This window comes from Streptomyces sp. NPDC027663 (assembly GCF_055566415.1).
On the sequence record NZ_JBVHSK010000006.1, the window covers coordinates 1 to 13,188 of the forward strand.

The 13,188-nt window shown below is 70.4% G+C and carries 12 protein-coding genes and 1 rRNA gene; 5 read left to right on the forward strand and 8 right to left on the reverse strand.

Annotated elements, in window-relative coordinates:
• Positions 1–82, forward strand: a 5S ribosomal RNA gene (rrf, locus tag ACZ4SF_RS17750); the annotation flags it as partial.
• 160 nt (positions 83–242) lie between these two features.
• Here rrf and ACZ4SF_RS17755 read toward each other — a convergent pair.
• Positions 243–410, reverse strand: coding sequence for an isochorismatase family protein (locus ACZ4SF_RS17755; protein WP_468384885.1), 168 nt, complete (start codon positions 408–410; stop codon positions 243–245).
• A gap of 51 nt (positions 411–461) precedes the next feature.
• On the opposite strand from ACZ4SF_RS17755, the gene ACZ4SF_RS17760 reads away from it, so the two are divergent.
• A complete protein-coding gene (locus tag ACZ4SF_RS17760) occupies positions 462–1,022 on the forward strand; it encodes a GNAT family N-acetyltransferase (protein WP_468384888.1) in 561 nt (186 codons plus the stop codon).
• Between the two features lie 10 nt (positions 1,023–1,032).
• Here ACZ4SF_RS17760 and ACZ4SF_RS17765 read toward each other — a convergent pair whose 3' ends face one another.
• The 7 genes from ACZ4SF_RS17765 to ACZ4SF_RS17795 all read right to left on the reverse strand — a co-directional run bounded on the left by ACZ4SF_RS17765 (position 1,033) and on the right by ACZ4SF_RS17795 (position 9,316).
• On the reverse strand, positions 1,033–2,613 hold the full coding sequence (locus ACZ4SF_RS17765) for a type VI secretion protein (RefSeq protein WP_468384890.1): 1,581 nt from the start codon (positions 2,611–2,613) through the stop codon (positions 1,033–1,035).
• Positions 2,614–2,625: 12 nt separating this feature from the next.
• Positions 2,626–4,038 carry an ATP-binding protein gene (locus ACZ4SF_RS17770; RefSeq protein WP_468384892.1) on the reverse strand — a complete coding sequence of 471 codons (1,413 nt, stop codon included), beginning with the start codon at positions 4,036–4,038 and terminating at the stop codon, positions 2,626–2,628.
• 14 nt (positions 4,039–4,052) lie between these two features.
• Positions 4,053–5,609 (reverse strand): SCO6880 family protein, encoded by a 1,557-nt coding sequence (locus tag ACZ4SF_RS17775; protein ID WP_468384895.1) that lies wholly within the window; start codon positions 5,607–5,609, stop codon positions 4,053–4,055.
• Positions 5,606–6,937 carry a hypothetical protein gene (locus ACZ4SF_RS17780; protein ID WP_468384897.1) on the reverse strand — a complete coding sequence of 444 codons (1,332 nt, stop codon included), beginning with the start codon at positions 6,935–6,937 and terminating at the stop codon, positions 5,606–5,608. Before ACZ4SF_RS17780 ends, ACZ4SF_RS17775 begins: the two co-directional genes overlap by 4 nt.
• Positions 6,927–7,754, reverse strand: a complete 828-nt coding sequence (locus ACZ4SF_RS17785) for a DUF8175 domain-containg protein (protein ID WP_468384900.1) — start codon at positions 7,752–7,754, stop codon at positions 6,927–6,929. Before ACZ4SF_RS17785 ends, ACZ4SF_RS17780 begins: the two co-directional genes overlap by 11 nt.
• Before the next feature lie 170 nt (positions 7,755–7,924).
• Positions 7,925–8,233 (reverse strand): hypothetical protein, encoded by a 309-nt coding sequence (locus ACZ4SF_RS17790; protein ID WP_014673544.1) that lies wholly within the window; start codon positions 8,231–8,233, stop codon positions 7,925–7,927.
• 435 nt (positions 8,234–8,668) lie between these two features.
• Entirely contained in the window at positions 8,669–9,316 is a 648-nt protein-coding gene (locus ACZ4SF_RS17795; protein ID WP_468384903.1) for a TetR/AcrR family transcriptional regulator, read from the reverse strand.
• Between the two features lie 80 nt (positions 9,317–9,396).
• Here ACZ4SF_RS17795 and ACZ4SF_RS17800 point away from each other — a divergent pair, with 80 nt between their 5' ends.
• The 3 genes from ACZ4SF_RS17800 (at position 9,397) to ACZ4SF_RS17810 (ending at position 13,162) form a co-directional block, all read left to right on the forward strand.
• On the forward strand, positions 9,397–10,323 hold the full coding sequence (locus ACZ4SF_RS17800; RefSeq protein ID WP_468384906.1) for an oxidoreductase: 927 nt from the start codon (positions 9,397–9,399) through the stop codon (positions 10,321–10,323).
• A 280-nt stretch (positions 10,324–10,603) separates the two neighbouring features.
• Positions 10,604–11,374, forward strand: coding sequence for a trypsin-like serine peptidase (locus ACZ4SF_RS17805; RefSeq protein ID WP_468384908.1), 771 nt, complete (start codon positions 10,604–10,606; stop codon positions 11,372–11,374).
• Between the two features lie 54 nt (positions 11,375–11,428).
• Positions 11,429–13,162: a serine/threonine-protein kinase gene (locus ACZ4SF_RS17810; protein WP_468384911.1), complete on the forward strand. Its 1,734-nt coding sequence runs from the start codon at positions 11,429–11,431 to the stop codon at positions 13,160–13,162.
• Positions 13,163–13,188: the final 26 nt, after the last annotated feature.

A 13,188-nucleotide genomic window follows, 5' to 3' on the forward strand; every position in this document is an offset into this window, starting at 1 on the left:
CATTCCGAACCCGGAAGCTAAGCCTCACAGCGCCGATGGTACTGCAGGGGGGACCCTGTGGGAGAGTAGGACGCCGCCGAACAAATTTTGAGAAAGAGCTCCAACTCCGGGTAGGTACCCGAGAGTTGGGGCTTTTTCGCGTTCACGGCGCCGGCACCGACCGGACTCTTACGGGCACGCCGCTGATATGCACAGGGTGTCGTAGGCGATCACCTGCTCCGGGGCGGGCGCGCCGTACGCGCTCAGGTCCTCCGTTCCCAGATCACGGGGGCGCCGGCCGCGCGGGCGGCGCCGAGCAGGGTGTTGATGTTGGCGATGACGCCGTCGCGGTGGTGGGCCGCGGCCATGACGCCGTTCTGGACGTCGATGATGATCAGTGCTGTGTTCGGGCGGTCGGGCAGTGTCGTCATGGCTGCGAAATTAGCCGGTGGCACCGACAACGGGTGGTCTACGGTGGCCATATGACCAGCCTGACCAGCGACGACTACCTCGTCCGCGCCATACGTCCCGACGAGTGGGCCGCCGTGAAGGAGCTGAGGCTCGACGCGCTGCGGGATCCCGTCGCCGACCTCGCCTTCCTGGAGACCTACGAGGAGGCCGCGGCCAGACCCGACTCCTTCTGGCAGGACCGGGCCACGACGTCCGGCGCGGAATCGCGGACCAGCCGCCAGTTCATCGCCGAGGCGCCGGACGGCACGTGGGCCGGCAGCATCACCGTGCTGATGGAGGAGGCCGGGACGCAGGACTGGGCCGGCTTTCCGGTCGAGCGGCGGCAGGGACATGTCGTCGGGGTGTTCGTCCGGCCGGAGCACCGCGGGAACGGGCTCATCGAGGCGCTGTTCGACGCCGGGGTCGAATGGGCCTGGCGGCAGGGGGCCGAGCGCGTGCGGCTGGTCGTGCACGAGGACAACACGCGGGCGCAGGGCGCCTACCGGAAGGCGGGGTTCGTGCCCAGCGGGGTCGTCGTGTCGTTCTCCAAGGACGCCGCGGAGAAGGAGATGGAGTTCGTCCTGGAGCGGTGAGGGCGGGCCGTCAGACCGGCAGTTCCTGGTGTGGCCAGCGGGAGCGGGCCTGTTCCCGGGAGCGGAGCAGGGCGAATGCCGGCAGGCCCTGGTCCGCTCCGGTGGCCAGCAGTGACGGCAGCCCGGGGAACGGGGCGACGGCCGCGATGTCGTCCAGGACCAGGGTGAGTGGTGGGTCGAGCCGACCGGAGGATGACCGTTCGGCCATGCGCCGGCCGCGCTCGACCACGCTGGAGACGAGGGCCGTCAGGAGCGGCATCGCGCCCGGGTTGCTCCTCGGATCCTCGATGGATTCACCGACCACATAAAGCGTGCCCCCTTCGTGGACGAAGGAATCCAAGGCCAGCGCATCTGTTCGGTTGGGAGTGCAGGCTTCGCGGATGTTGACGGTGAACAGGGCGGAGAGTGCCCTGCTCGTCAGCTCCTGCGCGATGTCCCGGCGTTCGGGGTGCGCGGTGAGCGCCGCCTCGAGTTCGCCGGCGGCGCCGGGCGCGGCCTTGGGGTGGGTACGCAGGGTGCGTACGGCGTCCTGGACCTGGGTGCCCTGGGCCCAGCGGTGGACATGACGGATGGTGCGGTTCTCCAGGGCGGCGGCGTGCAGATAGCTGCGCAGCAGGGTGGTCGCCGTGTCGGCCACCGCCTGGTCGATCTTGGCGGTGGGCTGTACGGGGGCGAGGAGGGCCGTCGCCCGGTGCAGTGCCGTCTGCTTGTCCTCGCAGCCGCTGGTGGGGGACCAGTGGAGGCGGGCCGGGGTGTCGCACAGGTGGCTGGGGTCGTAGAGGAGAGCGGGGCCCAGTTTGGCCCGGGTGTCCTTGGTCTCCGCCCAGAGGGCGGGGTTCGAGGTGACGAGGAGGATGGCGCCTTCCGCGTCGCGTACGGCCCGGGTTGCGGCCGCTTGACGGCTCTCCCTGGGGGCGACGAAGACTCTCTCCTGTCCGCCCGGCCGTTGCCCGTCGGGCGGGAGGGTGCCCCCGGGGCTCTGGACCGCCGCGTCCTGGAAGTGCTCCGTCGGCCGTGGTTCCCGTGTGCTGCCGCCCGCCCGTTCGCCGTCGGCCGGGAGGGTGCTCGCGGGGACCTGTACCGCTGCCTGGAAGTGTTCCGCCGGCTGCGGATGCTGTTCGCTGCGCGGCGCCGGCACCTCGTGCACGGGCTGGGGACTGGCCGCCTGCGGGGCGGAGCCCGGTACCGCCTTCCCGGCGGCCCGGTCCGCTCTCAGCCGTGCCTTGCCCGCCCGCCACCGCGCGACGACCCCCAGCACGAACAAGGCGAGCACGATCATGATCATCAGCTGGCCGATGAACAGACCCCAGAACAGGCCCCAGCCGGACAGCTGGGCGGGTGGGGTGTCGGGCCAGGCGCCGGTGACGTCGTGCGGCTTGCCGATGAGGTGGCGCATGGCCAGGGGGGTGCGGGTGAAGGTGACGCCCTCGGGCCAGGCGCCCTCGGCGAAGAGGCCCGCCAGACCCGTGGCCGTCCAGACCAGCACGGTCATGCCGAGGAGGAAGGCGAGTATGCCGATCAGCAGCCCGTCGGGGATGCCGGCCTGGCTGCCACGGCCGGCCTCACGGTGATCACGTGCGTCCGGTCTCACCCGTTCCTCCCCTTACGCCACCGTCGACTCGGAGTCGCCCAGGTGCTGCTCCACGAAGGCCGCCGCCCGCTGCTCCGCCTCCAGCTCGGCCGCGTGCAGGGCGTCCTCGGCCGCCAGGTCGCTGGAGGACTCGGTCATCGCGCGGTCGGTGAAGACCAGCGGCCGTTCCGTCTCCGTGACCAGGTGTTTGACCACCTGGACGTTGCCGTTGACATCCCAGACCGCGATACCGGGCGTCAGCGTGGGGATGATCTCCACCGCCCACCTCGGCAGACCCAGCACCCGTCCGGTCGCCCGTGCCTCGTCGGCCTTCTGGGCGTAGATGGTCCTGGTCGACGCCATCTTCAGGATGGCCGCCGCCTCCTTCGCCGCGGCTCCGTCGACCACGTCGGACAGATGGTGGACGACGGCCACGAAGGACAGGCCGAGCCGCCGGCCGAACTTCAGCAGGCGCTGGAACAGCTGGGCCACGAAGGGGCTGTTGATGATGTGCCAGGCCTCCTCGACCAGGAAGATGCGCTTCTTCCGGTCGGGGCGGATCCAGGTGTGCTCCAGCCATACGCCGACGATCGCCATGAGGATGGGCATGGCGATGGAGTTGCGGTCGATGTGGGACAGGTCGAAGACGATGAGGGGCGCGTCGAGGTCGATGCCGACCGTCGTCGGGCCGTCGAACATGCCGCGCAGGTCACCGTCGACCAGCCGGTCCAGCACCAGGGCGACGTCCAGGCCCCAGGCGCGTACGTCGTCTATGGCGACGTTCATCGCCTCCGCCGACTCCGGCTCGGGGTGCCGTAGCTGCTCGACGATGTCGGACAGGACCGGTTGGCGGTCGACGATGGTCTCGTTGACGTACGAGTGCGCGACCTTCAGGGCGAAGCCGGAGCGTTCGTCCAGGCCGTGCCCCATCGCGACCTCGATGATGGTCCGCAGCAGCGCGAGCTGGCCGGTGGTCGTGATCGCCGGGTCCAGGGGGTTGAGCCGGATCCCGTGGTTCAGGGCGGCCGTCGGGTCCAGCCGGATGGGAGTTATCCCCAGCTCCTGCGCGATGAGGTTCCACTCGCCGACCCCGTCCTCGCCCTGCGCGTCCAGGACGACGACCTGGCGGTCCTTGAAGCGCAGCTGGCGCAGGACGTACGTCTTCTCCAGCGCAGACTTCCCGTTGCCGGACTCGCCGAGGACCAGCCAGTGGGGTGCTGGGAGTTGCTGGCCGTACAGCTGGAACGGGTCGTAGATGTAGCCCTTTCCCGAGTACACCTCGCGGCCGATGATGACGCCGGAGTCGCCGAGGCCGGGCGCGGCCGTGGGCAGGTAGACGGCCTGGGCCTGGCCCGTGGAGGTGCGTACCGGCAGCCGGGTCGTCTCGACCTTCCCGAAGAGGAAGGAGGTGAAGGCGTCGGTCAGGACGGACAGCGGATCCCGCATCGGTGAATCAGCCCCTACCTTCGGATGCCGGTGGCGAAGGGAAGTGTGTTCACGAAGGCGCGGTGGTGCTCTCGGTCGCACCACTCCAGCTTGAGGTACGACTTGCCGGCGGAGGCTCTTATCGTGCGCTTGTCGCGGGCGAGGGACTCGGGGGAACGCGAGGAGACGGTGATGTAGCCGACGAGGTTGACGCCGGCCGCGCCGCTGGCGAGGTCTTCGCCCCGCTGGTCGAGGCGGTTGTGGGCGGCGATGTCCCGGGGGTCGACGGTCCGGTTCATCTTGGCGGCGCGGGAGGCCTCGGCCTCGTCGTTGGTCTTCTCGGTCAGCATGCGTTCGATGGCTACCTCGGTGGGTTCGAGATCCATCGTCACGGCGACCGTTCGGATGACGTCCGGGGTGTGGACGAGGAGGGGTGCCAGGAAGTTCACGCCCACCGGGGTCATGGGCCACTCCTTCACCCATGCCGTCGCATGGCACCAGGGGGCCCGGGTGCCGGACTCGCGGGTCTTGGCCTGGAGGTAGGTGGGCTCCATGGCGTCCAGCTCGGCCGGCCAGGCGTTGCGCCTGCTCATCGCCTGGATGTGGTCGATGGGGTGGTCGGGGTCGTACATGGAGTGGATGAGGGACGCCAGCCGTCCTTGCCCCAGCGGCTGCCGTACACGGATGTCGGCCTCCTGCAGCCGCGAGCAGATGTCGGTCAGCTCGCGGGCCATGACGACGGCGAGGCCCGCGTCCCGGTCGACCTTGCTGCCGCGGGCGCGGACGGCCCGGGCCATGGCGTGTGCCTCGGCGGCCAGTTCGCGGGTGTAGTGCATGCAGGCGACGAGGTAGGCGCGGTGCTGCTCGCTGCTGGTGGACACCATGGACTGCAGCTGGTCGTACGACTGCTGGAGCCAGTCCGGGGACCGCTCGTCGCCGCGCAGCGTGACGTCCTTGGCGTGGGCGTCCGGGTCGGCGGGGAGGGTACGGGCGAGCATCTGCAGCCGCGTCACGAAGCCGTCGCCGTTGGCGACGTGCTTGAGCAGCGTGCCGAAGCGGTCGACCAGGGCCTCCTGGTCCTCGGAGTCGCGCAGGCCGACGCCGGGGCCTTCGATCTCGATGGCGGCGGTGACCGTCTTCCGGTCGGCGTGCAGCAGTACGGCGATCTCGTCGGGCCCGAAGGGTGCGGCGAGCCAGGTGATGCGTCCGATCCCGGGCGGCGGCCCGATCTCGACCTCGCGTCCGTCGAGGCGGGTACCGGCCTCCATGGCACCGGAGCGGTATGCGGCCCCGCGCTTGAGGGTGCGCTTGTACGACCGGTTGATCTCGAACCACTTGTAGAAGGTGCGGCGTTTGTACGGCACGTAGACCGCGGCCAGCGCGAGCAGCGGGAAGCCGGTGAGCAGCACGATCCGCAGGGACAGGACCGGGACGAGGAGGCCGCACATCATGCCGAGGAACGCGCCGGCGACGATCAGCGCGATCTCGCCGGACTCGCGGTTCCGGCCGACGATCGCGTTCGGCCGGGCGCGGCCGATGAGATACGTACGGCGGGGCGTGACCGGATGGGACAGGTGGGACTCGGTCGTCAACGCCCTTCACCTCCCGGGCGATGGTTACGGGTGTTGCTGGCGTGCGGGGTGTTGACCGGGCTGGGCGCGCGGGGCGCGGGCGTGGCGGAGGGGACGGCTCCGCCGGTGCCCCCGGTGGGGGTACGGCTGCTGTGGGCGGCGACACCGCCGGTGGCGGGGTTGGCCGGGCGCGGGGTGCTGCTGGTCTGTCCGCCCGCTCCTGCGCTGTCGGCGCGGGTGCTGTGGGTCTTGATGCCCTGGGCGACGAGGGAGGCGGGGGAGCTGATGACGGCGGCGGCCTTGCTCTCGGCGCCCTGCATGATGCGGTTGTTGCGGGAGCCGGCGATCTCGTCGCCGAAGCCGGGGACGAAGCGGTAGATCATCGCGCTGGCGAAGATGGCGAGCAGGATGATGGCGAGGCCGGAGACGACGGCGGAGAAGGCGTCGGGGCCGTTGTCGCCGGACAGGGCTCCGGCGAGCCCGAGGACGATGACGATGACGGGCTTGACGAGGATGACGGCGATCATGATCCCCGCCCAGCGCCGTACGTGCCCCCACAGGTTCTTGTCGACCAGGCCCGCGTAGACGACGGTGCCGAGGAGGGCGCCGACGTAGAGCAGGGCGGCGCGGATGACCAGTTCCAGCCAGAGGATGCCGGCGGCGAGGATGCTGACCAGGGAGACGACGATCAGCATGATGGGGCCGCCGCCGATGTCGTTGCCCTTCTTCAGGGCGCCGGAGAAGGTGCCGAAGAAGGTGTCGGCCTGGTCGCCGGTGGCCTTGGCGAGGACGTCCGTGACGCCGTCCGTCGCCGACACGACCGTGTACAGGATCAGCGGGGTGAAGGCGGAGGCCAGCACGGTGAGCCAGAGGAAGCCGACGGCTTCCGAGATGGCGGTGGTGAGGGGGACACCGCGCACGGCCCGCTTGGCCACGGCCAGGAGCCACAGCAGGAGGGTGAGGATCGTGGAGGCGGCGAAGACGATGGCGTACTGCTTGAGAAACGCCTGATTGGTGAAGTCGACACTGGCGGTCTCCTTCACGGCGTCACTGAGCTTCCCGATGGTCCAGGAGGCGGCGTCGGCACAGCCCTTGGCGAGGGAGGAAAGGGGGTCGAGGGTGTCGGCGAGGGGGTTGCTGGGGCTTACGCCGGAGGAGCCGCCGGATCCGTTGCTGCCGTTCTCGCAGTACTTCTTGGCGGGGCCGGCGATCAGTGAACAGGGATCGTCGCTCTTGGAGGGGGTTGGCGTGGGAGCTGCGACAGCTTGCGCGGACAGGAGTACGACAGCTGTCTGGGCAGCGGCCACCAGGCCGGCGAGCTTCAGAGTGCGGTGCTGGCTACCGGGCATAGGTGAAGCCTCCGAACTCCTGGACCGCCTTGCTGATCTCATCGGCACCGGACACAGGGTTGTCACCAGTCACGGGAGTGGGACCGGTCTTCTGGCTGGATTCCAGGACCTTCCAGTCGTCGCTGTTCCAGCTCAATTTCATGGTCACGGTGAACCAACTGCTGGTTACCGGATTGGTCGAACTGTCGCTGGCCAGGCCGAAGAGACCATTGCACCAGACCTCGATAGTGGCCGTGTCCTCGCTGAATGACGTGACCTTGGTGCCGACGGGCACCGTGCGGTTCACGAACGTGCTGCCCTTGGGCGCGCTGCCGTCGATGTTCAGGCCGACCTTCTTCAAGAAGGAGGGCGAATAATCGGCGTCGAATCCTGCCTGGAGGTTGGTCATTGTGCTGGGATCGGCGATCCTCTGCACGATTTCGTGCCGTCGGGCGGTATTGAACATGCCATCAGAGCCCAGGGCATCGGCATAGTTCGCGGCCGCGCTCTGCGCCCCCTGTTCTGTGCGGGGGAACCCGGAAGGGATACCGCCGGTTTTCGTCTGCACCGGCTTGGTGCCGCTTGCGGCGGTCGACGCGGACTTCGGCTGGTCGTCCTTCTTCGGCGAGCCGTCGGCAGACGAATCGTCTCCCCGGTTGGCGAAGGCGATCGCGGCGATCAGGAGGACCACCACGCCCACCACCGTGACCAGGCTTCTGGAGGAGGAGCGGTGGGGGCGGCGGGGGGCGCCGCCGTAGGGGTCCGTGTCCGGTAGGCGGGTCCGGGTGTGCCCCGTGTCGCCATAGTCGTCGTAGCCCTGCTCGTCTCCGGGACTCATGCCGCGTACGCCCCCTCCACCTCGTAGACATACGACGGTAGCCGTGCTGGTTCCCGCGCGGGCGCGGTGTGGTGACTCGACATCAGGGAAACGCAACCTCAGCCGGTGGGCACGACGGGTGGGTGGGGTGGAGGGGACAGCCGCAGCCGGGCGTGCCCGGGAGGAGGTGGCTACACCGCCATGCCGTAGACGATGGTGAACAGGGTGCCGAGGGAGCCGATGATGAAGACTCCCGTGAGGCCGGCGATGATCAGGCCCTTGCCCTGTTCCGCGCTGAAGGTGTCCCGCAGGGCCGTGGCGCCGATGCGCTGCTTGGCAGCGCCCCAGACGGCGATGCCGAGGCAGAGGAGGATGGCCACGGCCATGACCACCTCGATCATCACCTTGGCCTCGTTGCCCAGGCTGCCGAAGGGGCCCCAGTCCGGAGCGATCCCGCCGATGATGGTGTTGATGTCTCCCTTGTCGGCCGCAAAGAGCATGTAAGTCACCGCCCCTGGTGGGTAGTTCCGCGAGCGCCTCTGCGGTGCGCAGAGGTCAGGCCTCATTGTCGCCGACAACGTCGCCAACGTATGTCGACTTGACGTCATTGACTGGCGGGTTTCGTACGAATAGCTCGTACGGTCACTCTGTGTATCACGGCAGGTCACGCCGGGCAACGAGGTCCGACCGGAACCTGGCGTGTGGTTCTGTCGTTGTGCCTCTTCACGGCCGGGCGCGGGTGTCTGACGGCCGGTCGGGTGAGGCGTCGCGTCGATGTTCTCATGTGCGGGGTCGGGAAGTGGACAAAGTCCCCCGCCGTCCAGGCCGTGTGCGGGGCGGGGGAGTTGACGTGCGGCGTCCCGTGGGTGTGCGGGTCGGCGGGCGTGCGGGTCGGCGGGGGATGCGGGCCGTGCGGCGGCGGGTCGGCGTGCGGGTCAGCGTGGGCGCAGGCCGTGCAGCAGCAGGTGGACGTGTTCGTCCAGGCCGGCCAGGGTCTCCTCCGCGTCGAGTGTGCAGCCGGCGATGAGGGCGGCCAGGCCGTGCAGGCTCGCCGCGGCGACGGTGGTGATGCGCTCGGGATCGCCCTGGACGATCTCGCCCCGCTCCTGAGCCTGCGCGATCATGCCGGTGAAGGAGCCGAGGGAGCGTTCGACGGCGGCGGCGAGCTGGGCGGAATTGCCGGGGTCGTGCTTGCGCGCGAACATCAGCTCCAGGAGCTCGGGATTCTCGACGGCGAAGCCGAGGTAGGCACGCGCGAGGGCTGTCATCCGCTCCTCGAAGGTCTGGGCCGGACTGGCGGTGGCGGCGGTCAGGGCTTGGTTCAGCCGCTCGTACCCGTCCAGTGCCAGTGCGTCGAGCAGGGCTTGTTTGTCCTTGAAGTGCCGGCCGGGGGCGGCGTGGCTCACGCCGATGTCCCGGGCCAGTTCGCGCAGCGAGAGCGCGCCGACGCCCCTCTCGCGCAGGGTGCGCTCGGCGCTCTCCAGGAGGGCGGCGCGCAGGTCACCGTGGTGGTAGCGGCGGTTCGGCGAGGGCGGGGGCGACGACGGGGACGGCGACGACGGGGACGGGGACGGGCGCGGCATGCGGACCATCGTATCGGCATGTTGGCGACGCCAGCATTGTTGTCATTGACAGCATTGTTGGCGATGCCTACATTCGAGGCATGGCTGAGAAGAGCGAAGCGCGCGGTGCGCGCAACAAGTGGAATGCAACCCACCTTCCTGACCTGAACGGCCGAACCGCCGTGGTCACCGGCGCGAACAGCGGAATCGGCTTCGCCGCCGCCCAGGCACTGGTCCGGGCGGGGGCGCATGTGGTGTTCGCCGTACGGGACCTGGCACGGGGCGGGGCCGCCGCGGCGAAGGCGGGCGGCAGCACCGAGGTGCGCCGGCTGGATCTGGCGGACCTGGACTCGGTGCGCGAGTTCGCCGCCGGCTGGGACCGCCCGCTGGATCTGCTGATCAACAACGCGGGCGTGATGATGCTGCCGGAGCAGCGGACGAAGCAGGGCTTCGAGATGCAGTTCGGCACGAACCACCTCGGCCACTTCGCGCTGACCAACCTGCTGCTGCCGCACGTGACCGGCCGGGTGGTGACCGTGTCGTCGGGAGCGCACCGCTGGGGCGGCGCGGTGATCCACTTCGACGACGTGAACCTGCGCGGCACCTACAGCCCCACCCGCGCCTACGCCCAGTCCAAGCTGGCCAACCTGCTGTTCACCCTGGAACTCCAGCGCCGCCTGGCCGAGGCCGGTTCGCCCGTGCGCGCACTGGCCGCCCATCCCGGCTGGTCCGCGACCAACCTGCAGAGCCACGCCGCCAGCCCGCTGGCCCGGGTGTTCATGCAGGTCGGCAACAGGTTCCTCGCCCAGGACGACAAGGCCGGCGCCCTGCCCACCCTGTACGCGGCGACCCAGGACCTCCCCGGCGCGGCCTACGTCGGCCCCGACGGCCCGGCCGAGATGCGCGGCACCCCGACCCTGGTCGGCCGCAGCGCGGCGGCGAGCGACCCGGAGGCGGCCCGGAAGCTGTGGACGCTGTCGGAGGAGCTGACGGGCGTGCAGTGGCCGCTCCCGGCGGCGGTGCGGTAACCGGAACGGCCGCGCTCGGTCAGTACCGGGTGCCGAGGCCCGTGCCCTTGGGGCTCGCGGGCAGCCCGCCTTCGGATCGCCCTCGGAGACGCCGTACACCGATCCGGGGTGCACGATCCTGAAGACGTGGTCGTCCTCGACGGAGTCGGTGGCCGGCCGTGCGGAGGCGGGAAGGGAGGGTGGCCAGTAGCGTGGGCGCACCGGATTTCTGGAGGTTTCTCGGGGAATCCGGGTGGAGTCGGAGCGGGTTTGCCGCCTTCCTGGCGCAGAGTGAGGCCTGATGAAGCGCAACTCACGCATCTCGGTTCCCTCGCGGCCCGCGGTGCTCGGCGCTGCGGTGCTGCTCGCGCTGACCTCGGCCTCCGTGGCTGCCGCCGACGACGGGCCGGGGCTCCTCGGGGTCACCGCGGATGCCGTCGCGAGCCGGCAGAGCGCGCGGGTGGGTGCTCTGTTCGGTGCGGACCAGGCGGCCCGGCCGGGCGGCGGGCACTTCTGTACCGCCTCCGTGGTGCACAGTCCACAGGGCGATCTCGTCGTGACCGCCGCGCACTGCGTGGGCGGTGCCGACGACGACCTGGTGTTCGTGCCGGGCTACCGGGACGGACGGGCGCCCTACGGGGTGTGGAAGGTGACGCGGCGGTTCCTGCCCGCGGGGTGGACCGGGGTGCAGGACGAGGACAGCGACCTCGCCTTCGCCGCCGTCGCCGCACGGGACGGCGATCGGCTGGAGGACGTCGTCGGGGCCAACCGGTTCGCGACCGGGGTGGCCACCGGCGCCACGGCGGTCACCGTCACCGGCTATCCCGACTCCGGCGAGGTGCCCATCAGCTGCACCAACAGGCCGGCCCTGCACAGCCGCACGCAACAGCGCATCGACTGCCCCGGCTTCACCGGTGGCACCAGCGGCAGCCCCTGGGTCGACGGCGACGGCCAGGTCGTCGGCGTCCTCGGCGGGTACGAGCAGGGCGGTACGACGGCCGACGTCTCCTACAGCGTGGTGCTGGGCGACGGGGCGGCGGAGCTGTACGAGCGGGCTGCGCAAGGGGCCTGACGGGTCATCGGCGCCTGTGACGATCGAGTGATCTTTGTGGCAGGGTCTGTGCCCGTGGACGCACTCAGGGCTCAGGACCCCACGCACATAGGCACCCACACGCTGCTCGCCCGGCTCGGAGCGGGCGGGATGGGGCAGGTCTACCTAGGCCGTTCGCCGGGTGGGCGGCTCGTCGCCATCAAGGTGATCCGGGACGAGATCACCGACCATCCCGAGGCGCTGGCCCGCTTCCGGCGCGAAGTGGAGACGGCCCGCGCGGTACGGAGCGCGTACACCGCCAACCTGATCGATGCCTCGCTGGACACCGCGCCCTACTGGCTGGCCACCGAGTACGTCGCCGGGCCCACCCTCGCCCGTGCCGTCACGGAACACGGACCGCTGCCCGCCGCGACCTGTCGCGGGCTGTTCGCCGCGCTCGCCGAAGGGCTCGCCGCCGTGCACGCACACGGCGTCACCCACCGGGACCTCAAGCCGCAGAACGTCATTCTCGCTGCGCAGGGCCCACAGCTCATCGACTTCGGCATCGCCCGCCAGGCGGGACACGCGGCACTCACCGAGGCCGGGTTCGCGCCGGGCACGCCCGGTTACACCGCACCCGAGGTGCTGCTGCGCAACGAGGTGGGACCGTCGGCCGACGTGTTCGCCCTGGGCGCCACCCTCGCGTACGCGGCGACCGGCCGGGCCCCGTTCGGCAGCGGTGACCCGAACGGGGTCAGCTACAGAGCCGTCCACGAGCCGATCGGCCTGGCCGGCGTGGCACCGGAGCTGGCTTCCCTGATCGAGGCGTGTGTGTCCAAGGACGCCGCGGCCCGGCCGGGGCTCGCCGAGGTGATCGCGCGCTGCGGGGTGCGCACCGCGCTCGTGGAGGACCCGGTCTACGCCGGCTTCACCGCATCGGGAGAGGCCACGGCGCCGCCGATTCCGGTACGGCCGGCGACGGTGCCGCCGGTGGAGCCGCATGACCTGCCGCCGGTGGAGCCGCATGACCTGCCGCCGGTGGGGCCGCATGACCTGCCGACGGTGGGGCCGGCACCGTACAGCCCATCCGGTTACACGCCCACCCAGCTCGCCCGGCCGGGCCGGCGCCCGGGCAGGAAGTGGTTGGCGGCCGTGGCGGCGGGGCTCGTGGTGGGCGTCTCGGCGGCCGTCGCGGTGGTGCTCACCCAGCAGGGCGGCGGCAGGGACACCCCGGCCCGCGGGACGCAGAACGAGGTGTCGTCGGGACCGAAGGGAGCGGCTTCTCGCGCGGCGGGCGGCAAGGGCGCCCCGGCCTACGCCGAGATGAAGCTGGACCGCGCACAGTTCGACTCGGCCACCGGTGGGTGTCAACTGCCCGTGGAGGAGCGTGGGTCCGACGGCTTGATGATGTCGCTCACCGACCCGGACGAGCCGGGTGAACACGAGCGGGTCCTCAGGCCCGGCCACAGGGTGGAGATCGGGTTCCGCGACAAGTACGCCTTCGGCAAGAAGGAGCCGTACTACGTGACGGTGAGCGTCAAACCGCCGCACGACATCGATCCCGACACCGGCAAGCCCGTGGACGGACTCCTGGTGACCAACGCGACGTCCGGCTACACCAGCAGACCCATCGATCTCTACGGCGGCGCCGACCAGGGTGACTGGAGGGACGTCACCTACCCGGACGACTTCCGGCAGTGGGTGAGGGGCAAGGCCCACCCCGCCATCCCGATCACGAACGATCCAGGGGACTGGACCGTGGAGTGGCACCACATCCGCACGCCCGGTGACTACCGCAGCATCATGTGCTCCGGTTTCACTGTGAAATGACGCCACATCACGCAAAAGGCGCCTTG

What these genes read in the sequence shown, in the direction of transcription:
- ACZ4SF_RS17755 (WP_468384885.1), bottom strand. Translation starts at nt 410, where the DNA reads ATGACGACACTGCCCGACCGCCCGAACACAGCACTGATCATCATCGAC.
- ACZ4SF_RS17760 (WP_468384888.1), top strand. Translation starts at nt 462, where the DNA reads ATGACCAGCCTGACCAGCGACGACTACCTCGTCCGCGCCATACGTCCC.
- ACZ4SF_RS17770 (WP_468384892.1), bottom strand. Translation starts at nt 4,038, where the DNA reads ATGCGGGATCCGCTGTCCGTCCTGACCGACGCCTTCACCTCCTTCCTC.
- ACZ4SF_RS17780 (WP_468384897.1), bottom strand. Translation starts at nt 6,937, where the DNA reads ATGCCCGGTAGCCAGCACCGCACTCTGAAGCTCGCCGGCCTGGTGGCC.
- ACZ4SF_RS17785 (WP_468384900.1), bottom strand. Translation starts at nt 7,754, where the DNA reads ATGAGTCCCGGAGACGAGCAGGGCTACGACGACTATGGCGACACGGGG.
- ACZ4SF_RS17790 (WP_014673544.1), bottom strand. Translation starts at nt 8,233, where the DNA reads ATGCTCTTTGCGGCCGACAAGGGAGACATCAACACCATCATCGGCGGG.
- ACZ4SF_RS17795 (WP_468384903.1), bottom strand. Translation starts at nt 9,316, where the DNA reads ATGCCGCGCCCGTCCCCGTCCCCGTCGTCGCCGTCCCCGTCGTCGCCC.
- ACZ4SF_RS17800 (WP_468384906.1), top strand. Translation starts at nt 9,397, where the DNA reads ATGGCTGAGAAGAGCGAAGCGCGCGGTGCGCGCAACAAGTGGAATGCA.
- ACZ4SF_RS17805 (WP_468384908.1), top strand. Translation starts at nt 10,604, where the DNA reads ATGAAGCGCAACTCACGCATCTCGGTTCCCTCGCGGCCCGCGGTGCTC.